The organism is Kitasatospora sp. NPDC127060 (assembly GCF_042724935.1).
GTDB lineage: Bacteria > Actinomycetota > Actinomycetes > Streptomycetales > Streptomycetaceae > Kitasatospora.
The window spans coordinates 1-20,481 of record NZ_JBHXEG010000085.1 but is presented as its reverse complement, the minus strand read 5'-3'; the positions used below and the strand labels follow the sequence as shown (position 1 = coordinate 20,481).

The window sequence follows — 20,481 nt, the reverse complement described above, 5'->3', positions numbered from 1 at the left end:
CCGGTAGGGTGGCGCCGCGCGGGCCCGGCGGAACGGGCCCGTGGGAACGATCCCCGGGCCTCGGGCACGGGCACGGGCACGGCGAACCGGAACGGGGCGGGGCAGATGGCCAGCGGCAGCAGCGGGAACGGCGACGGCACGGGATTCTTCACCTCGGTGGCGGACACCGCCGAACGGCTCGCCGCCACCGGCTACCTCGCCTCCACCGCCGTGGCCACCACCGTCTTCCTCGCCGACCGGCTCGGCAAGCCACTGCTGGTCGAGGGCCCCGCCGGGGTCGGCAAGACCGAACTCGCCAAGGCCGTCGCCGAACTGGGCGCGGCCCGACTGGTGCGGCTGCAGTGCTACGAGGGCATCGACGAGGCCCGGGCGCTGTACGAGTGGAACCACGCCAAGCAGCTGCTGCGGATCACCGCCGGCCGCGACGAGGGCTGGGACCAGGCCCGCGGCGACATCTTCGGCGAGGAGTTCCTGCTCACCCGGCCGCTGCTCACCGCCATCCGCGGCGAGGAGCCCACCGTGCTGCTGATCGACGAGATGGACAAGGCCGACGTCGAGGTGGAGGCGCTGCTGCTGGAGGTGCTCAGCGACTTCCAGGTGACCGTCCCCGAACTCGGCACCATCACCGCCAGCCGCCGCCCCTTCGTCCTGCTCACCTCCAACGCCACCCGGGAACTCTCCGAGGCGCTGCGCCGCCGCTGCCTCTTCCTCCACCTCGACTATCCGGACGCCGAGTTGGAGCGCCGCATCGTCCGGCTCAAGGTGCCCGGCCTGGACGACACCCTGGCCGCCTCGCTGGTCCGGGTGGTCGGCGCGCTGCGCGCGATGGAACTGCGCAAGGCGCCGTCCGTCGCCGAGACCATCGACTGGGCCCGTACCCTGCTGGCGCTCGGCGCGGACACCCTGACCGACGCGGTCGTCCAGGACACCCTCGGGGTGATCCTCAAGCACCAGGACGACGTCCGGAAGGCCGCCCAGAAGCTCACCCTCGCGTGATCCCGGCCCCGGCGGCCACCGACACCGCCGCACGGCTCACCGGCCTGGTCCGCGCCCTGCGCGGGCACGGCCTGCGGATCGGCCCGTCCGAGACGGTGGACGCCGCCGCCGTGCTCGACGTCCTCGGCTTCACCGACCGCGAGCAGATGCGGGCCGGCCTGGCCGCCGCCCTACTGCGCTCGGACAGCCAGCGGGTCGTCTTCGATGCCTCCTTCGACCTGTTCTTCCCGCTCGGCGTCGGCACCCCCGAGGCCCTGCGCAGCTCCGCGCCGCCGCTGCCCGACGACCCCGAACCGCCGCGCTTCGGCCGCCCCGACCCGCTGCGCGAGCAGCTGCGCGAGCGCCTCGCCGCCGCCCTGGCCGCCGACGACCGGGCCGCCCAGGCCCGGCTGGCCGGCGAGGTGGTCGAGGCCTTCGGCCGGTACGGCACCGGGAGCACCCCCGGCTCGGACGGCTGGTCCGCCCACCAGGCGCTCGGCCGGCTCGCCCCCGAGACCCTGCTCGCCCGGATCCTCGCCGCCCTGCGGGACCAGGGCACGGACGCCCCCTCCGACCGCGACCTCGCCGACCGCGACCTCGCCGACCGCGTCCTCGCCGACGAGATCCGCCGCCGCATCCGGGACTTCCGCGCCCTGGTCACCGGCGAGGCCCGCCGCCGGGTCGCCGAACTGCGCGGCGCCGAACGGATCGCCGAGCGCGCCGTCGCCCCCACCGCCGACCGGGTCGACTTCCTGTACGCCGGCCGCGAGCAGCTCGCCGAACTGCGCCGCACCGTCCACCCGCTGGCCCGCAAACTCGCCACCCGGCTGGCCGCCCGCCGCCGCCGCGCCGCCCGCGGACAGATCGACCTGCGCCGCACCCTGCGCCGTTCGCTCACCACCGGCGGGGTGCCGCTGCGCCCGGCGTACCGGCTGCGCCGCCCGGCCCGGCCCGAACTGGTGCTGCTGTGCGACGTGTCCGGCTCGGTGGCGGGCTTCGCCGACTTCACCGTGCTGCTGGTCCAGGCGATGGGCGAACAGTTCAGCAAGGTGCGGGTGTTCGCCTTCGTCAACCGCACCGCCGAGGTCACCGACCTGCTGCGGCGCGGCCAGGACGACCCGGCCCGCCTCGCCGCCCGCATCCTCACCGAGGCCAAGGTGACGGGCTACCACGGAAACAGCGACTACGGCTCCGCCCTCGGCGAGTTCGCCGACCACCACCTGGACGCCGTCGGCCCCCGCACCTGCGTGCTCGTCCTCGGCGACGCCCGCAACAACCACCGCGACCCCAACACCGAAGCCCTGCGCCGGATCGCCGCCCGGGCCCGCCGGGTCTTCTGGCTCAACCCCGAACGCCCCGACCTCTGGACCACCGGCGACTCCGCCGCCCGGGCCTACGCCGAGGTCGTCGACATGCACTCCTGCCGCAACGCCCGCCGCCTCGCCGAGCTGATCACCCGCCTGCTGCCGGTCTAGGGTGTCCGGCGGATCTTGCCGGGCGCCGGGCAGCCCGGAACCCGGGGGCGCCACAGCCGCCCCCGGGGTACGACCTCCGGGGCCGTCAGCGGACGCCGAGGTGGTCCGGCGCCGGGCGGGGCGCCGCGACCGGCGGGCGGTCGGTGGCCGACGGCGCCGCGACCGGGGTGGGCCGCAGGGGCCACCAGAGGGTGCGGCCGAGGAGGGCGGCCAGGGCCGGGACGGTGACCAGGGAGAGGACCAGCGCGGAGAGCAGGATGCCCAGGGTCAGCGAGAAGGCGACCTGCTCGCTGCCCGGGGTGGTAGCCAGCGTCGCGAAGGAGCCGGCCAGCACCAGGCCCGCGGTGGCGATGGCCGGGGTGGTGTGCCGGACGGCGCGGGCCACGGCGGTCCGGGCCGAGCCGGGGCGGTGCATCTCCTCCCGGATCCGGTCGGTGATCAGGATGTTGTAGTCGGTGCCGAGGGCGACCACGAACAGGAACAGCACCAGCGGGAGGGTGAAGGAGACGCCGGGCCGGTCCAGCCCGTGCTGGAACAGCAGGGTGGCGGCGCCGAGGGTGGCGGCGAACCCGAGGCCGACGGAGAGCAGCAGGGCGATCGGGGCGAGCAGGCTGCGCAGGAGCAGCAGCAGGATCAGGGCGATCAGGGCGGCCGCGACCGGGAAGACCACGGTGAGGTCGCGGTCGACGGCGGTGGAGATGTCGGCGAAGACCGCCGCCGTGCCGCCGACGTGGCCGGTGGTCCCGGCCGGGGTGTGGGCGGCGACCGCGGCGCGGACCGGGCCGGAGGCCAGGTCGCGGGCGCGCTGGCTCTGCGGGTCGGCGTTGAGGTAGAGGTCGATCCGGGCGGCGCGGTGGTTGTCGGCGAGGACGGTCCGGCCGACCTGGCCGACGCCCTCGACCCCGGTCAGGGCGCGGGCGAGGCCGTCGAAGCGGCCGGTGTCGAGGGTGCCGCCGTCCTGGGCGACGAGGTAGACGGTCGTCGGGTCGGAGACGCCGGCCGGCAGGGCGCGGGAGATCTCTGCGGCGGTGGCCGCGGCCGCCGTGGTGGTCTCGTCGGCCTGGCTGTAGTCCATCCGGAGCCCGACGGTGCCGGCGGCCAGCGCGCCGAGCAGGCCGACGGAGGCGAGCAGCAGTGCCAGCGGCCGGCGGGCGACGAGTTCGCCGAAGCGGGCGGCGACGCCCGGGCGCGGCACCTGCCGCAGGCTGCGGGAGGGCCAGAAGATCCCGCGGCCGCAGGCGGCGAGCAGCGCGGGCATCAGGGTGAGGCTGCCCAGCAGCATGACCAGCACGGCGACGGCGATGGCCGGGCCGAGCGAGCGGAACTGGCCGAAGCTCGCGACGCCCAGGGTGGCGAAGGCGGCGACGATGGTCAGCGCGGCGGAGGTGATCGCGGTGCCGACCCGGCCGGACACCTCGGCGGCGGCGGCCCGGGCGGGCTGCTCGGGCCGGGCGCGCAGTTGCTCGCGGAACCGGAAGAGCAGGAACAGCAGGTAGTCGACGCCGATGCCGAGCAGGACGACGGAGATCAGGCCGGGGGTGGAGGCGTCCAGCTTGAGGCCGGTGAGGGCGGCGGCCCCGGCCACCGCGCCGGCGGCGGCGCCGCCGATCACGGCGACCGCGAGCAGCGGCAGCAGAGCGGCCAGCACGCTGCGGAACACCAGCACGTTGAGCAGCACGATCAGCGCGGTGAGCAGGGCGCTGCCGAGCGTGGCGGCGCCGCGGTTGGCCTCGGTGGTGTCGGAGAGCTGGGCCAGGCCGCCGGTGAAGCCGGTGCGCATGCCGATCCCGGTGAACCGGGCGCGGGCCTCGTCCCGGAAGGCCCGGTAGACGCCCTGCACTCCCTCGTCCGAGGCGTTGCCGGTCAGTTCGACGGTGAGCAGTTCGAAGGTCCGGTCGGGGGCCACCGTCGCGGGGGCGATCCGGGGCGTCTGGGAGTGGTCGGTGACCAGGAAGGCCGGCTCGTCCTCCCGCCGGGGCATGGTGACCCGGTGTTCGGCGAGCCCGGCGGCGCCGGCCTCGATCCGCTGCTGGTCACCGGCGGTGAGCGCCTTGCCGTCGGTCCGGGCGACCAGCACGGTGACGGTGGTGGCGTCCGGTTTGACGCCGAACTCCTCCTCGGCGATCCGCAGCGCGGCGGCCGAGTCGTAGCTGCGGGGCAGGAACTCCCCGCTCTGGGACTGGGTCACCCGGGACATCAGCATCGGGCCCAGGACGCTCAGCCCCATGCCCAGCACCGCCCACAGGGCGATGACCTTCCATGCGTGTCGGGTGGAGAATCCGGTCAGTGCGCGGATCACTGTTCCTCCGGTCGGTGGACGCGAACGTCGGCCTCCGGGCCGGCGGTTCCCGGCCCGGTCCAAGACCATCAGCCACGGGGGTGCCGGGGCGTCCGGGCAGCGGAGGATCCGCGCGGGGGCCCGCGCTCCCCCGCCAGGGCCGGGACCGGGACCGTGGTCCTGGTCCCTGGCCGCCCTCCTCGGCCTCGGGGACCACGTCCGGGCCGGCGGGCCGATGCCAGAATGGGGGCGTCAGCGCTGATCGGCCGGGAGGAACCAGATGGACGGGCGTCAGCGCCCCGGGGTGGACGAGGGTACCCGCGGGCCGTGGGGGGACCGGACGGACGGCCTGCCGTGGACCCGCACCGACGCCCTGGTGGCCGTCGTTGCCTGCATCCTGGACCTGCTCGGTTACCTGCTCCTCGACCCGGTGAGCGACAGCCGTGTCCTGACCGTGCCGGGCTTCGCCCTCGTCGTGCTCTCCGCCCTGCCGCTGCTGGCCCGGCGCAGCCGCCCGGTGCCGGCGCTGGCCGTCGTCCTGGTGTTCCAGGCCGCGGCCGACCTGGCCGCCCCGGTCGGCCCGCACTTCGGCGCCGTGCTGAGCGTCGCCCTGTACTCGGTCGCGGTGAGCCGCGGCGTCCCGGTCACGGTGGCCGCCGCGGTGGTGACCGGGGTGACCACCACGCTGAGCCAGAGCCGCTTCGAGGTCCCGCTCTGGCAGGAGCTCCTCGCCGACCCCTTCTCCGCCGCCCTGGTGGGTTCGGCCGGCCTGGCGGTGGCCCGCTGGCGGCGCGAGGTGGCCGCCAACCGCCGGCTGCTGGCGGACCGCGCGGTGGCCGAGGAACGCCGCCGCATCGCCCGGGAGTTGCACGACATCGTGGCCCACCACATCACCACCATGCAGCTGATGGCGGGCGGCGCCCGCGCCAATCTCGGCAGTCCCGAGGTGGTCCGGGACGCCCTGGTCACCCTGGAGTCCTCGGGGCGACTGGCGCTGCGCGAGATGCGGCAGCTGCTGAACGTGCTGCGGGCCGGGGACGAACCGGACGCCGCCCTGCCGCTGCCCCAGCCGGGGGCGGAGGACCTGGACCGGCTGGTGGGCGAGTCCTGCCTGGCCGGGCTGCCGACCGAGTTGACCGTCGACGGGCCCCGGCGCCCGCTGCCGCCGACCCTCGGCCTGACGGTGTTCCGGATCGTCCAGGAGGGCCTCACCAACGCCCGCAAGTACGCCGGCCCCGCCCGGGCGTCCGTCCGGCTGGCGTACCACCCGGACAAGGTCACCGTCGAGGTGCGGGACGACGGCGGCGGCGCGCCCCCGCCGGAGGGCGGGCCGGGCGCGGGCCGGGCCGTGTACGGCCTGCTCGGCATGCGCGAGCGGGTCGCCCTGCACGGCGGCACCCTGGAGGCCGGCCCGCGGCCCGGCGGCGGCTTCGCCGTGACGGCCGAACTGCCGCTGACCACCGCCGAGGCGGCTGAGGCGGCCGTCCAGCACGGGCAGGCGGTCCGATGACCGGCCCGACCGACGCCACCCGCGCCACCGACACCACCCGCGCCACCGACACCACCGACACCACCGACACCCACGCCCCCGGCACCCCTGCGATCAGGGTGCTCATCGTGGACGACCAGCCGCTGGTCCGCCGAGGCCTGTCCCTGATCCTCTCCCCCGACCCGTCCCTCGCCGTGGTCGGCGAGGCCGGGGACGGCGAGCAGGCCGTCGCCGCCGCCCTGCGGCTGCGCCCGGACGTCGTGGTGATGGACATCCGGATGCCCGTCCTGGACGGCGTCGGCGCGACGGCGGAGCTGGCCCGTCTCCTGCCCGGCTGCCGGGTGCTGGCGCTCAGCACCTTCGACATGGACGAGTACGTGGTGGCCGCGCTGCGCGCCGGTGCCCACGGGTTCCTTCCCAAGGACGTCTCCCCGGAGGAGCTGGGCTCGGCGATCCGCACCGTGCACGCCGGGGAGGCGGTGGTCGCCCCGCGGCTGCTGACCCGGCTGATCTCGGCCTACGTCCGGGCGCCCGTCGCCGCCGACCCGCGGTCACCCTCCGCGGGCACCGGCACCGGCACCGGCGAACTCACGCCCCGGGAGGTCGAGGTGTGGCGGCTGATCGCCACCGGTCTCGACAACGCGGCGATCTCACTGGCCCTGGAGATCAGCCAGTCCACCGTGAAGAACTACATCACCAGCATCTTCGGCAAGCTCGACGTCCGGGACCGCGCCCAGGCGGTGATCGCCGCCTACGAGTCCGGCCTGGTCACCGCCCGTACGAGCGGGTGACCGGGCCGGTTCCCGAGGTGGGTCAGCTCTCCAGGCTCTTGAGGAAGTCCAGCAGCGCCCCGGTCACCTCGGCCGGTCGCTCCTGCTGGGTCCAGTGCCCGGTGTCCGGCAGCCGGAGGTGCCGGTGGAGCTTGGGCAGCCGGTCGAGCAGGTGGGCCAGGGCCTCCGGCGGCACCATCGCGTTGACCAGGTCCTGCTCGCCGGCGATGTACAGGGCCGGCACCTCGACCGTCACCCCGGTGAAGGCGGCCAGCAGTTCGGCGTTGCGGTCCATGTTGCGGTACCAGTTGAGCCCGCCGGTGAAGGCCCGCCCGCCGTGCGGGGCGTAGTCGGCCGTGAAGGCGTCGAGGTCCGCCTCGGTGAGCCAGTCCGGCAGCCGCTCGGGCTCCGGGACGGTCTCCAGCAACGTCTTGCCCTCGGGGACGATCCACGGGCGCGGCTTGCCGTCGGGCTGGGTGCCGCACAGGATGCGGCGCAGACTGGACTTGACGTCGGCGGCCAGTTCGGCGTCGGCGCGGCCGGGCTCCTGGAAGTAGTTGACGTAGAAGCCCTCGCCGAAGTTCTCCCGGAAGCCCTGCAGCGGCGGCGGCCCGCCCAACGGCAGCGGCGGCACGCTCAGCCCGGCGACCCCGCGGACCAGGTCCGGCCGCAGCGTGGCGGTGGCCCAGGCGACCGGCGCGCCCCAGTCGTGGCCGACCACCACGGCGCGTTCCTCGCCGAGCGCGCCGATCAGCGCGGTGACGTCGCCGACCAGGTGCAGCAGGGTGTAGGCGTCCACCGCCTCCGGCTGCGCGCTGCGGGCGTACCCGCGCTGGTCGACGGCGACCGCCCGGTACCCGGCCTCGGCGAGCGGCGCGAACTGGTGCCGCCAGGAGTACCAGCTCTCCGGGAAGCCGTGCAGCAGCAGGACCAGCGGCCCCTCGCCCTGTTCCGCGAGGTGCAGCCGGACGCCGTTCACCTCGACGTGGCTGTGCTTGATGGCCTCGTTCAACTCCTGCTCCCGATCCGGTCCGTGGGGCCCCGACGGCCCCTGCGACCCTCCTGCCCGATCAACGGTCGTGCAACCCCGGCGAGTTCCACCGGCGATTTCGACCGGCGAGTCACCGCGGCGCGACGCGGCCGAGGCCGCCCCGGAACTCCGGGACGGCCTCGGCCTCAGGCGTACGCGCTGAACTGGTTGAGCGTCAGTTCACCGTGTAGCTGTAGGGGATCGCCGCGAGCACCGAACCGGTGGTGCCGAGGCTGTTGTTGGCGGTCGGCACGAAGGTCGGGCCGGACACCAGGTAGAGCACACCCTTGACCGTGCTGCCCTTCGGGCCGGTCGGGGTGACGGTCACCTGCAGCGAGCCGGTGGCGCCGGGGGCGACGGTCACCGGGGCGGCGGCCGCGGCCTTGGCGTCGACCGCGGAGGCGTACGGGTCACCGGTGCTGGAGGTCAGCGCCGGGTCGAACGCCAGGGTGTGCGCGCTGGCGGTGATGGTGGAGGTGCCCTTCGGCGCGCCACCGGTGCCGAACGGACCGATCTGCTGGACGAAGGAGCTCCAGCCGCCCGGGACGATCGGCTGCTCGGCGGTGCCCTTGGAGGTGACGACCGAGATGGTCGAGCCGTCCTGGGCCTTCTTCAGGTCACCGAAGAGGTCCGGCGAGGCGGTGGTGGCGCTCAGCTCGATCTGCGCCGGCGTCGAGGACGCCGCCACGGCCTTGAGCTGGTCGGTGCCCGGGGGCACCAGGAAGCTCGGCACCGAGGAGGTGAGGCTCAGCGGCAGGTTGACGCTGGCCGAGGCACCCTGCGGCACCAGCGGCAGGTCGACACGCTTGTCGAGGCGGCCGTCGGCCGCGATCGACTGGGTGGCGGCCGTGTTGTTGGTGTAGTTCACGTTGACGGTGACCGGCTTGCCGGCCGCCAGCTTGGTCTTCGCGTCGTTCGGCAGACCGGCCGCGGTGGCCTGGTCCTGGTTGAACGCGATGGTGCCGGCGAAGTCCTGCGCGAGCTCCTGGCCGCTGACCGGGCCGAGCACGTTCAGGACGAAGCGCCAGTGGCCCTCGGCCGGGTTGACCGTGGTGGCCGAGACGCCGTTGGCGGAGCCCGTCACGTTGCCCTGGGCGTCGAACAGCGCGTTGCCCTCGATGTCGATCGGGGTGCCGTTCGGGCTGATCAGGGCGCCCTGCATGAACAGGTTCGCGTCCTTGGCGACGGTGACGCCGACCCGCAGGTCCTTCTGGCCCTTCGGGACGTCGAAGCCGTAGGCGAACATCTGCGTCGGCGAGGAGCCGCGGCCGTTGCCACCGGTGATGGTGCCGGTGAAGGTGCCCTTGCCGTCCTTGACCGGGACGAGGCTGCGCAGCACGACCGGAACGCTGGTGGTGTTGCCGTTCGAGCTGGAGACCACGACGGCCTCGCTGCTGTCACCGCTGGTCGCCGGGGTGGTGAGCTGGACCTTGAGGGTCTTGGTCTCACCCGGCTGCAGGTCGGTGGTGTTCGGGCTCACCGCGCCGGCCGGAACCGCGCGCTGGGTGGAGGTGCCGAGCTGGACGTCACCGGTGTAACCGGCCTTGCCCGCCGGGGTGTAGAGGACCGCGGTCCACTCGCCGGCCGTCGGGTGCGGGACGTCGACCAGGCCGTAGTTGGCCGGGGTGGCGCCGCCCTGCGGACGGGTGTTGGTCTCGAAGCGGCCCGACGGGTCGAGCAGCGTCATGCGGACCACGGGGCCGTTGGTCACCGGGTTCGGGCCGCCGTGCCAGGCGATCGACGCCGCGAGGCGGTCGGCACCGGCCGGAACGGTGAACTTGACCTGCTTCTGGACCCAGGTGGCACCGTTGGTGGCGTACTTGAAGGTGTCGGTCGCGGACGAGTCCAGCTTGACGGTCTGCTGGTTGTTCGCCTGCGGCACGAAGCTGCGGGTGGTGGCGCTGACCGACTGGGGCTCGTCACTGGTGTTGGTGACGGAGACGTCGGTGGTGTGGGTCGAGCCGGGGGCACCCTGGATGCTCACCTGGCCGGTGTTCACCACGACGGTGCGGGCACCGTCGGTGCCGTCGCCGTCGTCGTAGCCGCGGGCGGCCTCGACGGCGGCCCGGACGTTCAGCAGACCGGCGCCCTGCTCCTCGGCGGGGACGCCGAGGTCGGTGGCGGTGCCGGTGATGAACTTCTTCACCAGCGCCGGGGACGGCGAGTCGCCGCCGTGGGTGTCGCGGTAGGCCTGGATGACCAGGGCCGCGGCGCCGGTGACGAACGGGGCGGCCTGGCTGGTGCCACCGAACGACTGGATGTTCGTGGGCTTGCCGTTGAAGTTGGTGCAGTCCGCGAACTTGGAGGTGTCGGCGGTGCACAGCGCCCAGTCCGACTCGCCCGGCGCGACCAGGTCGAGGGTCCGGCCGGCCTGGGTGAAGCCACCCGAGGAGAGCGCGGAGATCCGGCTGTCGTTCCAGGTCCCGTTGGAGAACTTGGAGGCCGCGTAACCGGTCTGCTGGTAGTTCTGGTTGTCCGTCGACGCGCCGACCGAGATCACGTACGGGTCGGTGGCCGGGGTGCCGATGGTGCCGCTGAGGCCCGCGTCACCGGTGGAGACGGAGACGGTGACACCGGCCTTGACGGCCTGCTCGTTGAAGAGCGCGATGGTGTCGTGGGCACCGCTGTCCGGGGTGACGTTGCCGCCGAAGGACTCGTTCAGCACGTCCACGTGGGCGACCCGCACCGCGTAGTCGATGGACTGCAGGATCGACGAGTTGGACATCATCTCGCCGCCGGCCTTCAGGGCGACCAGGTCGGCGTCCGGGGCGAGGCCGCGGATCTGGATGTTGCAGCCGGCCGGCAGCGGGTGCGAGGCGTTGACCCACTGCGAGACGTCGTAGGTCTGACGGCCCTGGGCGATGACCGCCGAGGCGTCGCCGAAGGCCTCGGCGCCGCCGCTCGGCGTGTTCCAGCCCTCACCCGAGAAGTCCTGGTAGTCGACCACGGCGTGCGAACCGTCGGCCCGGATGAAGTCCGGGTTGTTCGGGTCGAGCGCGTCGGCGATGTAGGCGACCTTGACACCCTTGCCGGTGGCCAGGTTCTCGACGCCGGGCTTGCCGTTGCCGCTGTAGGCGTGGACCGAGTAGAGGCCCTCGGGCTCCAGCAGCGGCTTGGACGGGTCGGAGGGACAGACCGTGTTGGTCGCGTTCTCCTGAGCCTGACCGTTGCTGCCCGTAACGGCCTTCGAGGCGTCGGCGGACTTGCCGGACGTCGAAGCCGCGGCGTCCGCCTTCTTCGCGGTGGTGCCGGCGACCGGGGCGACCTGCACCTGGGTGTCCGCGACCACGGCGGCGACCGCCGGGTCGGCCTGCAGCGCCGCGCGCTCGGCCGGGCTGACCGTGGCGGAGAAGGCGTTGCCGACCACGAAGCTCTTGACGTCGGTGCCGCCGCTGGCCTTGACCTTGTCCAGCAGCGGCTTCTGCGCGCTGGCGGTCTTCTGCTGACGGGCGCCCAGGTGACCGTGGTCGGCCGGGGCGTCCGCTATCTGGTCCTTCAGGATCACGATCACCGGTGCCGGCGACCCGTCCGAGGACGCCGCCTGGGCGTTCTGCGGATCCTGGGTCGGGGCTGCGCTCGCAATGGTCCCGAGGCTCAGGACCATGGACGCGGCGGTGACGGTGACGGCGGCTGCTAGCTGGGTCTTGCGCCAGCCGATCAATGGACATCCTTTCGTCTGATGCGACGTCAGGTTGCACGGCCGAGCGTACCGGGATCCTGATGGGACGCTTGGTTGCTCCGGACCGCGCGTCCCGACAGCGGACGCATTCCAGCGCATCCGCCACGACCACGACAAGGGGTCAAAACCCCATCAGAAAGTAAAAATGACCATCGGAAAGTAAAATACACAGTATGAATCCGGCCGAGTCCGCCCCTTTTTCACCGATCAGAGCCGGTCAGAGAACGGTGAGAACTGACCGATCCACCTGCAAAAATTTCCGGTGGCGAACACTGGCCACAGGCGGAACACCGCCACCTGCTGCCAACTTGTCGACATCGCGACCCTTCCTTCCCCGTCGATCGCGATCGAAACAGCAACCGGCCCACTACACCGACCGGGCGGCCGGGGAGTTCATCCGCTCCCCGGCCGCTTTCCGGAACGCCGGCTCGGGAAAGCCGGTCCAGGGGCACCGGTTCACGGCTGCCGGTCCAGGAGGCGCCGGTCCAGGAGGCGCCGGTTCAGGAGGAGGCCGCCAGCCGCTCCCGGGCGTCCGCCAGGTCCTCCGCCGTCGGGGCGTCGTCCTGGGTCAGCCGGTGGCGCCAGTAGCCGGTGAAGTCGATGGACTCCTTCGGCACCCCCCGCTCCTCGACCAGGCACCGGCGCACCGCCCGTACCGCCCCCGCCTCCCCTGCCAGCCAGGCGAAGGGCCGTCCGCCCGGCAGCGCGGCGTCCCGGAACGCCCTGGTCAGCGGGGCGCCCGGGGCCGCGCCGTCGCGGTACAGCCACTCCACCGCCAGGTCGGCCCGGGTCGGAAGCTCCTGACGCTCCGCCCGGTCCGCCACCTCGATCCAGGCGTACGCCCGCACCCCGGCGGGCAGCGCCTCCAGCAGGGTCGCAATGGCCGGCAGCGCGGTCTCGTCGCCGGCCAGCAGCACCCAGTCGGCCGCCGTCGCGGCCTCGGTGAGCGGCACCGGCGGGGCGTACAGCGCGGAGGGGCCGACCAGGCCGAGCCGATCCCCCGGCGCGGCGCGCAGCGCCCAGGCGGCAGCCGGGCCGGTGTCGCCGTGCAGCACGAAGTCGACCTCGATCCGCCGGGTTCCGGGGTGCCGACGGCGCAGGGTGAAGCTGCGCAGCACCGGGCGCTCGGCCTCGGGGATCGCCAGGTAGGCCTGGTACCAGCCCATCGGGTCGTCCTGCCCGGCGGGCAGCAGCGGCTCGCGCTGTCCGGGGCGCGGGAAGCAGAGCTTGAGCTGCTGGTCGGGCATGTCGCCCACGGCGTCGGCCAGGGCATCCGCCTCGAAGACGATCCGGGCGGTGCGCGGCGTGATCCGCTCCACCGCTACGACCTCGACGAAGGTGACGGGCAGTGTCATCGCGAAACCCCTTCGATGCGTGAACCTGATACCTTACGGCATAAAGAGTTGCTGGCGCGAGGATACTTTACACCATAAGGAGATGCCTGGATGACCGTCTACGCCGGGCAGGGAGACGCCCACCGCTCGCTCGCCCTGCTGTGGGGCCGACCCGATGAACCGCGCACCGGGCGCAGTGGCCCGAAACCGGGCCTGAGTGTGGACGCGATCGTGTCCGCCGGAATCGCGGTGGCCGACGCCGAGGGGATGGCCGCCCTGTCCATGCGCGCCGTGGGCGAACGACTCGGCCGCACCGCGATGGCGCTCTACACCTATGTGCCGGGCAAGGCCGAACTGCTCGACCTGATGCACGACCGGGTGCTCGCCGAACTCCCCTCCGGGCCACCACCGACGGACGGCTGGCGGGCCGCCGTCACCGCCTGGGCCGAGGAGTTGTACGACTGCTACCTGCGCCACCCCTGGGTGCTCCAGGTATCGCAGGCCCGGCCCGTCCTCGGACCGGCCGAACTCGCCGCGATGGAGCACCTGTTGGCCGCCCTGCAGCCCGCCGCACTGGCCCCGGGACGACTCCGCGGCGCGGTCGCCGCGCTCTGGCAGTTCGTCCGCGGCACGGCCGCCACCACCGCCGACGCCCGCGGCGCGGCCGCCGCCACCGGCGTCGCGGACGAGGAGTGGTGGACCACCCGCTCCGCCCGACTCGCCGAGCTGGCCCCGGACTTCCCCCGGCGCTACCCGCTGCTCACCGCCCTGCAGAGCACTGCCGGCGGCCCGCCCGAGGAGAGCGGGCGGGAGGCCTTCCGCAGCGGGCTGGCGGTGCTGCTCGACGGGGTCGCGGCCCGGGCCGGCGCCTGATCCCCGGCGCCGTCCTGCCCGGTCAGCCCCGGCGGGCGGCCGGGATCGCCAGCAGGACGCCGAGCACCAGCAGCACGGCGTACCCGGCGGTCTCATGGCCGTCCGGCACCAGAAAGCGGACGAAGCCGAACAGTCGGAAACCCCCGAGCCGGTCGGCCAGCAGGCCGGAGCCGCCGCCCAGGATCAGCACGAAACCGAGGTAGCCGAGCATGGTCTTCATACCCCCGAGCCTAGGAACCCCCGGCCGCCCGCCCAACCGACTTTCGGTGCGACCCCGGACCACCAAAGTCGCGCCCGGGCGCCGGCCCCCGCCCGCCGGGTGGATCCGGACGGAGCAGCAGGCACGGCGGCCCGGCGGCACCGCCGGTACGTTCGCCGTGTGCAGCCAAAGCATGTGCAGAAACCACCGTCCGCCGCCCGGGTCGCGGCCGCCTCCGCCGCCTCCGCCCTGGTGCTCGCCGCCGGCGCCCCGGCGGCCCTCGCCCAGGACTCCACCCCCGCCGTCGGCGGGGAGCGGCTGGGCCGCCCGGCCGTCCAGGTCGCGCCGCTGGCCGGGGCGCCCGCCCTGCCCGCCGAACTGACCGGCCGCTCCTGGCTGGTCGCCGACGCCGGCACCGGCGAGGTGCTCGCCGCCCACAACGCCCACCAGCCGCTGCCGCCGGCCAGCACCCTCAAGATGCTGTTCGCGGACACCGTGCTGCCCAAGTTCGACCGCAGCGCGGAACACCAGGTCACCCCCGCCGAACTCGCCAACCTCGGCGTCGGCAGCAGCCTGGTCGGCGTCAAGGAGAACCTCCCCTACCGGGTCGAGGACCTCTGGCGGGGCGTCTTCCTCAGCTCCGGCAACGACGCCGTGCACGTCCTGGCGCACATGAACGGCGGCGTCCAGCAGACCGTCGGCGAGATGCAGGCCCGCGCCCAGTCGCTCCAGGCCAAGGACACCAAGGTGATCTCCCCCGACGGCTACGACATGGACGGCCAGGTCTCCTCCGCCTACGACCTCACCCTGTTCGCCCGCGCCGGGCTGCGCAACGCCGACTTCCGCTCCTACTGCGGCACCCGCACCGCGCGTTTCCCCGGCGGCCTGGACAAGACCACCGGGCAGCGCACCGCCTTCGACATCGCCAACACCGACCGGCTGCTCGGCAGGTACCCGGGCCTGATCGGCGTCAAGAACGGCTACACCACCAACGCGGGCGCCACCTTCACCGGCGCCGCCGAACGCGGCGGCCGCACCCTGCTGGTGACGGTGATGCACCCCGAGGCCCAGGGCAAGGTCTACGACGAGGCCGCCAGCCTGCTCGACTGGGGCTTCGCGGCCGCCGGCAAGGTCCAGCCGGTCGGGCAGCTGGTCGACGACCTCGGCGCTCCGAAGGGCGCCACGGGCGGCGTCGGCAGCGCCGGCAGCCCGGGCGGCTCCGGCACCTCGCCGAGCGGCGGGGCCCCGCAGGCCGACGCCGAGCTGCCGCCGTGGTCCCGCCCGCCCACCCTCGACGGCGACGGCTCCGGCCTGGCCCCCGCCCTGTGGACCGGCGCCGTGCTCGCCACCGCCCTCGCCGTCTGGGGCACCGCCCGCACCGCCGCCCGCCGCCGCGCCGTACCGTCCACCGCCCGCCCGGCCGCCACCGCGCCCGCCACACCCACCGACGGCCCGACCGACACCGGCGCCGCCCGCATCGGCGCCACCGGCGTCGGCGGCCGCACCCCCCGCCGGCTCACCCGCCGGGCCCGCGCCCTGCTGCGCGGCACCCGCCCCGGCCACCGGCAGTGACCTGCGGGGTCCTCTGGGTCGGGGCCCGGTAGGTCCTGACCGGACAGGGCCTAGACTTCCGGCCATGACCACGCCCGACCCCGCCGCCTCGGACCGGCTCGCCCGGATCGTCGGCCTCTCCTCCGGCAGCTACCTGCTCGTCACCACCTACAAGAGGGACGGCACGCCGGTGCCGACCCCGGTGTGGGTGGTCCGCGACGGCGAGGCCCTCGGCATCTGGACCGTCGCGGACTCCTGGAAGGTCAAGCGGATCCGCAACCGCGCCGACGTCCTGGTCGGCCCCTGCGACGTCAAGGGCCGACCGACCGGCGAGCAGTACCCGGCCACCGCCGAGCTCCTCTCCCCCGAGCGCACCGGCGCCTACCGCACCCTGCTCCGTCAGAAGTACGGCCTGCTCGGCGTGCTCACCCTGCTCGGCAGCCGGCTGCGGCGCGGCGAGCACGGCACCGTCGGCATCCGGATCACCCTGGCGGACTGACGGCCCTCGGGGTTCGTCGGCGCTCCGTCAGGTGGTGCTGCCGAACCGTCGCCGGTACCCGGTGGGGGTGGCGCCCGGATGGCGGGCCGAACAGAGCCTGGCGCACGACCCGGAGCTGCTGCACGTCGGGGCGATGTTCCACGACCTGGCCTCCACCGCATCCCGGCCGCGTGCGCCGAGGGCGTCCGGCACCACCCGGACACCACCTTCGGCAACGTCAAGGCCGATGTGCTGGCGCACTTCGTGCCGGGCTTCGAGCGGGGCGACATCGTGGAGGTCATCCGGGGCTCCGACTGGCCGGAGTGAGTGCCTTCGGCATGGCAGGCTTGGCGGCCATGGAGTCCTTGGAGCAGAGCGGACCGCCCCTGCTGGTGGTGGACGGCGCGAACGTGGTCGGCTCGGTGCCGGACGGCTGGTGGCGCGATCGGCGGGGAGCCGCCGAGCGGCTGCGGGACGCGCTGGTCGCCGTCGCCGCCCACGGCGTGCCGGAGCGGCCCGGGCCGCTGGAGGTGGTGCTGGTGGTCGAGGGCGCGGCCCGGGGCGTGAGCGGGCTGCCCGAGGTTCGGGTGGTGTCGGCGAGCGGCAGCGGGGACGACCGGATCGTGGAGCTTGTGCGCGAGGCCCGCGCCGAGGATCCGGCGCGGGCCTGCCTGGTCGTCACCGCGGACCGCGAACTGCGCGACCGGGTCGGCGCGTTGGGCGCCGCCGTGACCGGCCCACGGAGCGTCCGGCCCTGATCCGGCCCCGGATCAGGCTCTGGCTCAGTGCCTGATCTGAAGGGCGTTGATGCCCCAGTGGATCGACGGGTCCGAGGTGTGCACGGTGAACTGGAAGTCGCGGCCCGGGCGGGCGGGGATCTCCACGGAGCCGACGCCGACGGCGTCCACCGGGCACTGCACGGTGAAGTCGGCCGGGGCCAGGCCGCCGACGTGCACCTGCACCGAACCGCCGCCCTGGCAGCCGACGGTGACGGAGATCGGCAGCGACTCGATCGCCGAGGCCGTCACCGCGCCGCCGTTCCCGATCCAGTCCGGGATCGAGAACATGGTGTCCTCGTCCGGCGTCGGCGGCAGGATCCGGCCCGTCCCCGGCCCGCCGATCGGCGTGTCAGGGCCGGGCCCGTCGGCCGGCTGCGCCGACGCCGTCCCGAGCAGTGCCACCGATACCCCCAGCACCCCGGCCGCCACGGCCAGTGCACGCGTCCACGTCCGCTTCATGGTCATCCCCCCAAGATGGTGTTCATTCCTCCGTGCCGGTCTTCGGCACACGAATCGATCGTACGGGGCCGCACCGACACGTCATCCGCCGTGATCCAGCCCGCTCCGGCACACCGGCTCCGGGGAATCCGGGGGGTGCGGGAACCGATCGCTCCGGCCGTCCGACTGGTGGGGCGTGAGTGCGAAGTCGCCGGGTGTCCGGCCGTTGAGTGTGCTGGTGGGGTTCGTCCTGCTGCTGGTGGTGGTGTTCGTGGTGGCCTACGGGGCGGGGAGGCAGGTGGGGCCGGTGGCGCCGGGGCTGACGCCGGGCCGGGGTGGCGGGGCTTCGCCCGGGACGGGTGGGCACGACATGGGCGGGATGCGATGAGCCCGGCCGTGGGCGCGGAGGCCGGGGAGCTGGTGTCCACCGATCTGGCGGTCGGCGGGATGACCTGTGCCGCGTGCGTGGGCCGGGTGGAGAAGCGGCTGGGCCGGATCGACGGGGTGACGGCCGGGGTGAACCTGGCCACCGGCCGGGCCCGGGTGCTGCACCCGGCCGGGGTGTCCGTCGCGGAGCTGGTCGCGGCCGTGGAGCGGGCCGGTTACACCGCCGAGCCGGCGCCCGCCGGGGTGCCGGCCGGGATCGCCGCGGAGGAGCCGGACGAGCGGTGGCGGCTGCTGGTGACCGCCCTACCGGCCGTCCCGGTGCTGGTCCTGTCGATGGTGCCGGCGCTGCAGTTCACCGCCTGGCAGTGGGTCTGCTTCGGGCTGGCCGTGCCGGTGGTGACCTGGGGTTCGGCGGGCTTCCACCGGCGGGCGCTGCAGGGGCTGCGGCATGCCGCGGCGACCATGGACACCCTGGTCAGCCTGGGTGTCGTCGCCTCCTTCGGCTGGTCGGCGTACGCGCTGTTCCTGGGCGGGGCCGGGCAGTTGGGCATGCGGATGCCGTTCTCGCTGACCGCCGACGGCAGCGGCGCGGCGCACGTGTACCTGGAGGCGGCGGTCGGCGTGCCGCTGTTCGTACTGGCCGGGCGGCTGCTGGAGGGCCGGGTGCGCCGGCGCAGCGGGTCCGCGCTGCGGGCGCTGGCCGAGCTGGGCGCCAAGCAGGTGTGCGTCCGGGCGGAGGACGGCGAGGAGCGCCTGATGCCGATCGAACTCCTTCTGCCGGGGCAGGAGTTCGTGGTGCGCCCGGGTGAGCGGGTGGCCACCGACGGGGTGGTGGTCGACGGCGGTTCGGCGTTGGACCTGAGCCTGCTGACCGGGGAGAGCGTGCCGGTGGAGGTCGGCCCCGGGGACCAGGTGGCGGGCGCGACGGTGAACGTCGGCGGCGCGCTGGTGGTACGGGCCACGGCCGTCGGCGCGGACACCCAACTGGCCCGGATCACCGCGCTGGTGGCCGACGCCCAGGCCGGCAAGGCCCGGGCGCAGCGGCTGGCTGACTCGGTGGCCGGGGTGTTCGTGCCCTGTGTGCTGACGGTCGCGGTGTGCGTGCTGGGCTTCTGGCTGGGCGCGGGCGCCGCCCCGCAGGCGGCGGTGACGGCGGCGGTGGCCGTGCTGGTGGTGGCCTGCCCGTGCGCGCTGGGCCTGGCCACCCCCACGGCGCTGCTGGCGGCGACCGGCCGGGGCGCCGAACTGGGTGTGCTGGTGCGCGGCCCGGAGGTGCTGGAGAGCCTGCGCCGGGTGGACACCGTGGTGGTGGACAAGACCGGCACGCTGACCACCGGCCGGATGGAGCTGACGGCGGTGACGGTCACCGGGGAGTGTCCGGAGCAGGAGGTGCTGCGGCTGGTGGGCGCGGTCGAGCACCGTTCGGAGCACCCGATCGGACGTGCCGTGGCGGCGGCCGCCCGGGAGCGCTGCGGGCCCCTGCCGCCGGTGGCGGGCTTCGCGGCCGCGACCGGCCTCGGGGTGTCCGGCACGGTCGAGGGCCGGGCGGTCCGGGCCGTCCGCCCGGACCGCGCCGAGCTGCCCCCGGAGCTCGCGGCGGCGGTGGCGGCGGCCGGGGCGGCGGGGCGTACCTCCGTACTGGTGGAGCTGGACGGGCGGGCCGCGGCCGTGCTCGCGGTCGGCGACACGCTGCGCTCCGGCAGCTGGCGGGCACTGCACCGGCTGCGCGGGATGGGTCTGGAGACCGTGCTGCTGACCGGCGACGGTCCGGGCGCGGCCGAGGCGGTGGCCGGCGAGCTGGGCATCCGGCGGGTGCACGCCTCGGCCTCGCCGGAGCGCAAGGCCGAGGTGGTGGCCGAACTGCGCGCCGCCGGACGGACGGTGGCGGTGGTCGGCGACGGCGTCAACGACGCGGTCGCGCTGGCCTCGGCCGACCTCGGGGTGGCGCTGGCCTCCGGCAGTGACGCCGCGATCGGCGCGGCCGGGCTGACCCTGGTGCGCGGCGAGATCGAGGCGGTGGTGGACGCGGTGCGGCTGGCCCGGCAGACCCTGGCCACCATCCGGACCAACCTGTTGTGGGCCTTCGGCTACAACCTGGTGCTGATCCCGCTGGCGGCCGTCGGGCTGCTGAACCCGATGCTGGCGGCGGTGGCGATGTCGCTCAGTTCGCTGCTGGTGGTGGGCAACAGCCTGCGGCTGCGCACCTGGGAGCCGGGGCGCGGGCTGCGGAACGGGGGCCGGCGATGAGGATGACCGACCGGTTCAAGGCGGTCGGCCCGCCGGTCGGCGCGGCGGCCCTCGCACTGGCCCTGCTGACCGGCTGGACGGCGCTCGGCGGCGCCGGACGCCCCCGCCCGGTGGAGGCCGACGCCGGCTGGGTGCTGCTGCCCACGGCGGGCGCCGGCTCGGCCACCGCGGCCTTCTTCACGATCCGCAACCCGGGCGAGGTACCCGACGAACTGACCGGCGCCAGCTGGGAGTTCGGCGGTCCGATCACCCTCAAGCGGCATCTGCACCAGGGCTCGGCCGGCCGCTGGGAGCCGGTCTCCGGCCTGCCCGTCCCCGCCCGCGGCGAACTGGCGATGTCCCCGGAGGACTCCGACCTGATGATCGCCGCCCCGCCCCCGCTGACCAGCGGCCAGTGGGTGGGCTTCACCCTCACCTTCCGGCACAGCCCGCCACTGCGCCTGGCCGCCAGGGTCCTGCCGCCGGGCGAGCGCCCGCGCTGAGCGCGACGGCCCGGCGG

17 protein-coding genes and 1 pseudogene are annotated in these 20,481 nt (G+C 74.6%); 12 read left to right on the top strand and 6 right to left on the bottom strand.

What is annotated here, in order from left to right; translation table 11 throughout:
• Positions 1-105: 105 nt before the first annotated feature.
• Positions 106-996: an AAA family ATPase gene (locus ACFWIS_RS33395; RefSeq protein ID WP_380455099.1), complete on the top strand. Its 891-nt coding sequence runs from the start codon at positions 106-108 to the stop codon at positions 994-996.
• Positions 996-2,450 carry a VWA domain-containing protein gene (locus tag ACFWIS_RS33390; protein ID WP_380455128.1) on the top strand — a complete coding sequence of 485 codons (1,455 nt, stop codon included), beginning with the start codon at positions 996-998 and terminating at the stop codon, positions 2,448-2,450. The genes ACFWIS_RS33395 and ACFWIS_RS33390 overlap by 1 nt, the downstream gene beginning before the upstream one ends.
• A gap of 85 nt (positions 2,451-2,535) precedes the next feature.
• Here the strand turns inward: ACFWIS_RS33390 and ACFWIS_RS33385 are convergent, their stop codons facing one another.
• Positions 2,536-4,749, bottom strand: coding sequence for an MMPL family transporter (locus tag ACFWIS_RS33385; protein WP_380455097.1), 2,214 nt, complete (start codon positions 4,747-4,749; stop codon positions 2,536-2,538).
• 259 nt (positions 4,750-5,008) lie between these two features.
• On the opposite strand from ACFWIS_RS33385, the gene ACFWIS_RS33380 reads away from it, so the two are divergent.
• Positions 5,009-6,238, top strand: coding sequence for a sensor histidine kinase (locus tag ACFWIS_RS33380; RefSeq protein ID WP_380455095.1), 1,230 nt, complete (start codon positions 5,009-5,011; stop codon positions 6,236-6,238).
• Positions 6,235-7,008: a response regulator gene (locus tag ACFWIS_RS33375; RefSeq protein ID WP_380524174.1), complete on the top strand. Its 774-nt coding sequence runs from the start codon at positions 6,235-6,237 to the stop codon at positions 7,006-7,008. The genes ACFWIS_RS33380 and ACFWIS_RS33375 overlap by 4 nt, the downstream gene beginning before the upstream one ends.
• A 22-nt stretch (positions 7,009-7,030) precedes the next feature.
• Here the strand turns inward: ACFWIS_RS33375 and ACFWIS_RS33370 are convergent, their stop codons facing one another.
• From ACFWIS_RS33370 to ACFWIS_RS33360, 3 genes are all read right to left on the bottom strand, one after another.
• Positions 7,031-7,999, bottom strand: coding sequence for an alpha/beta fold hydrolase (locus ACFWIS_RS33370; protein ID WP_380455091.1), 969 nt, complete (start codon positions 7,997-7,999; stop codon positions 7,031-7,033).
• Between the two features lie 193 nt (positions 8,000-8,192).
• Positions 8,193-11,678, bottom strand: a complete 3,486-nt coding sequence (locus ACFWIS_RS33365) for a S8 family serine peptidase (RefSeq protein WP_380455089.1) — start codon at positions 11,676-11,678, stop codon at positions 8,193-8,195.
• Positions 11,679-12,196: 518 nt separating this feature from the next.
• On the bottom strand, positions 12,197-13,051 hold the full coding sequence (locus tag ACFWIS_RS33360) for a siderophore-interacting protein (RefSeq protein ID WP_380455088.1): 855 nt from the start codon (positions 13,049-13,051) through the stop codon (positions 12,197-12,199).
• A gap of 90 nt (positions 13,052-13,141) precedes the next feature.
• Between ACFWIS_RS33360 and ACFWIS_RS33355 the strand changes: the two genes are divergently transcribed.
• Positions 13,142-13,903, top strand: a complete 762-nt coding sequence (locus tag ACFWIS_RS33355; RefSeq protein WP_380455086.1) for a TetR/AcrR family transcriptional regulator — start codon at positions 13,142-13,144, stop codon at positions 13,901-13,903.
• A gap of 22 nt (positions 13,904-13,925) precedes the next feature.
• Here ACFWIS_RS33355 and ACFWIS_RS33350 read toward each other — a convergent pair whose 3' ends face one another.
• On the bottom strand, positions 13,926-14,123 hold the full coding sequence (locus tag ACFWIS_RS33350) for a hypothetical protein (protein ID WP_188304969.1): 198 nt from the start codon (positions 14,121-14,123) through the stop codon (positions 13,926-13,928).
• A gap of 159 nt (positions 14,124-14,282) precedes the next feature.
• Here ACFWIS_RS33350 and ACFWIS_RS33345 point away from each other — a divergent pair, with 159 nt between their 5' ends.
• The 4 genes and pseudogenes from ACFWIS_RS33345 to ACFWIS_RS33330 all read left to right on the top strand — a co-directional run bounded on the left by ACFWIS_RS33345 (position 14,283) and on the right by ACFWIS_RS33330 (position 16,889).
• Positions 14,283-15,674 carry a D-alanyl-D-alanine carboxypeptidase family protein gene (locus tag ACFWIS_RS33345; RefSeq protein WP_380455084.1) on the top strand — a complete coding sequence of 464 codons (1,392 nt, stop codon included), beginning with the start codon at positions 14,283-14,285 and terminating at the stop codon, positions 15,672-15,674.
• 64 nt (positions 15,675-15,738) lie between these two features.
• On the top strand, positions 15,739-16,152 hold the full coding sequence (locus ACFWIS_RS33340) for a PPOX class F420-dependent oxidoreductase (RefSeq protein ID WP_380455082.1): 414 nt from the start codon (positions 15,739-15,741) through the stop codon (positions 16,150-16,152).
• Between the two features lie 138 nt (positions 16,153-16,290).
• Positions 16,291-16,458: pseudogene (locus ACFWIS_RS33335) on the top strand (diguanylate cyclase); the annotation flags it as partial.
• An 11-nt stretch (positions 16,459-16,469) separates the two neighbouring features.
• Positions 16,470-16,889: an NTP pyrophosphohydrolase gene (locus ACFWIS_RS33330; protein WP_380455080.1), complete on the top strand. Its 420-nt coding sequence runs from the start codon at positions 16,470-16,472 to the stop codon at positions 16,887-16,889.
• 24 nt (positions 16,890-16,913) lie between these two features.
• On the opposite strand, the gene ACFWIS_RS33325 is transcribed toward ACFWIS_RS33330, so the two are convergent.
• On the bottom strand, positions 16,914-17,375 hold the full coding sequence (locus ACFWIS_RS33325) for a hypothetical protein (protein WP_380455078.1): 462 nt from the start codon (positions 17,373-17,375) through the stop codon (positions 16,914-16,916).
• A gap of 199 nt (positions 17,376-17,574) precedes the next feature.
• On the opposite strand from ACFWIS_RS33325, the gene ACFWIS_RS33320 reads away from it, so the two are divergent.
• The 3 genes from ACFWIS_RS33320 to ACFWIS_RS33310 are packed head-to-tail and all read left to right on the top strand — an operon-like array spanning position 17,575 to position 20,464.
• A complete protein-coding gene (locus tag ACFWIS_RS33320; RefSeq protein ID WP_380455076.1) occupies positions 17,575-17,736 on the top strand; it encodes a hypothetical protein in 162 nt (53 codons plus the stop codon).
• Positions 17,733-19,982 (top strand): heavy metal translocating P-type ATPase, encoded by a 2,250-nt coding sequence (locus ACFWIS_RS33315; protein ID WP_380455074.1) that lies wholly within the window; start codon positions 17,733-17,735, stop codon positions 19,980-19,982. Before ACFWIS_RS33320 ends, ACFWIS_RS33315 begins: the two co-directional genes overlap by 4 nt.
• A complete protein-coding gene (locus ACFWIS_RS33310) occupies positions 19,979-20,464 on the top strand; it encodes a copper chaperone PCu(A)C (protein WP_380524173.1) in 486 nt (161 codons plus the stop codon). The genes ACFWIS_RS33315 and ACFWIS_RS33310 overlap by 4 nt, the downstream gene beginning before the upstream one ends.
• Positions 20,465-20,481 lie beyond the last annotated feature (17 nt).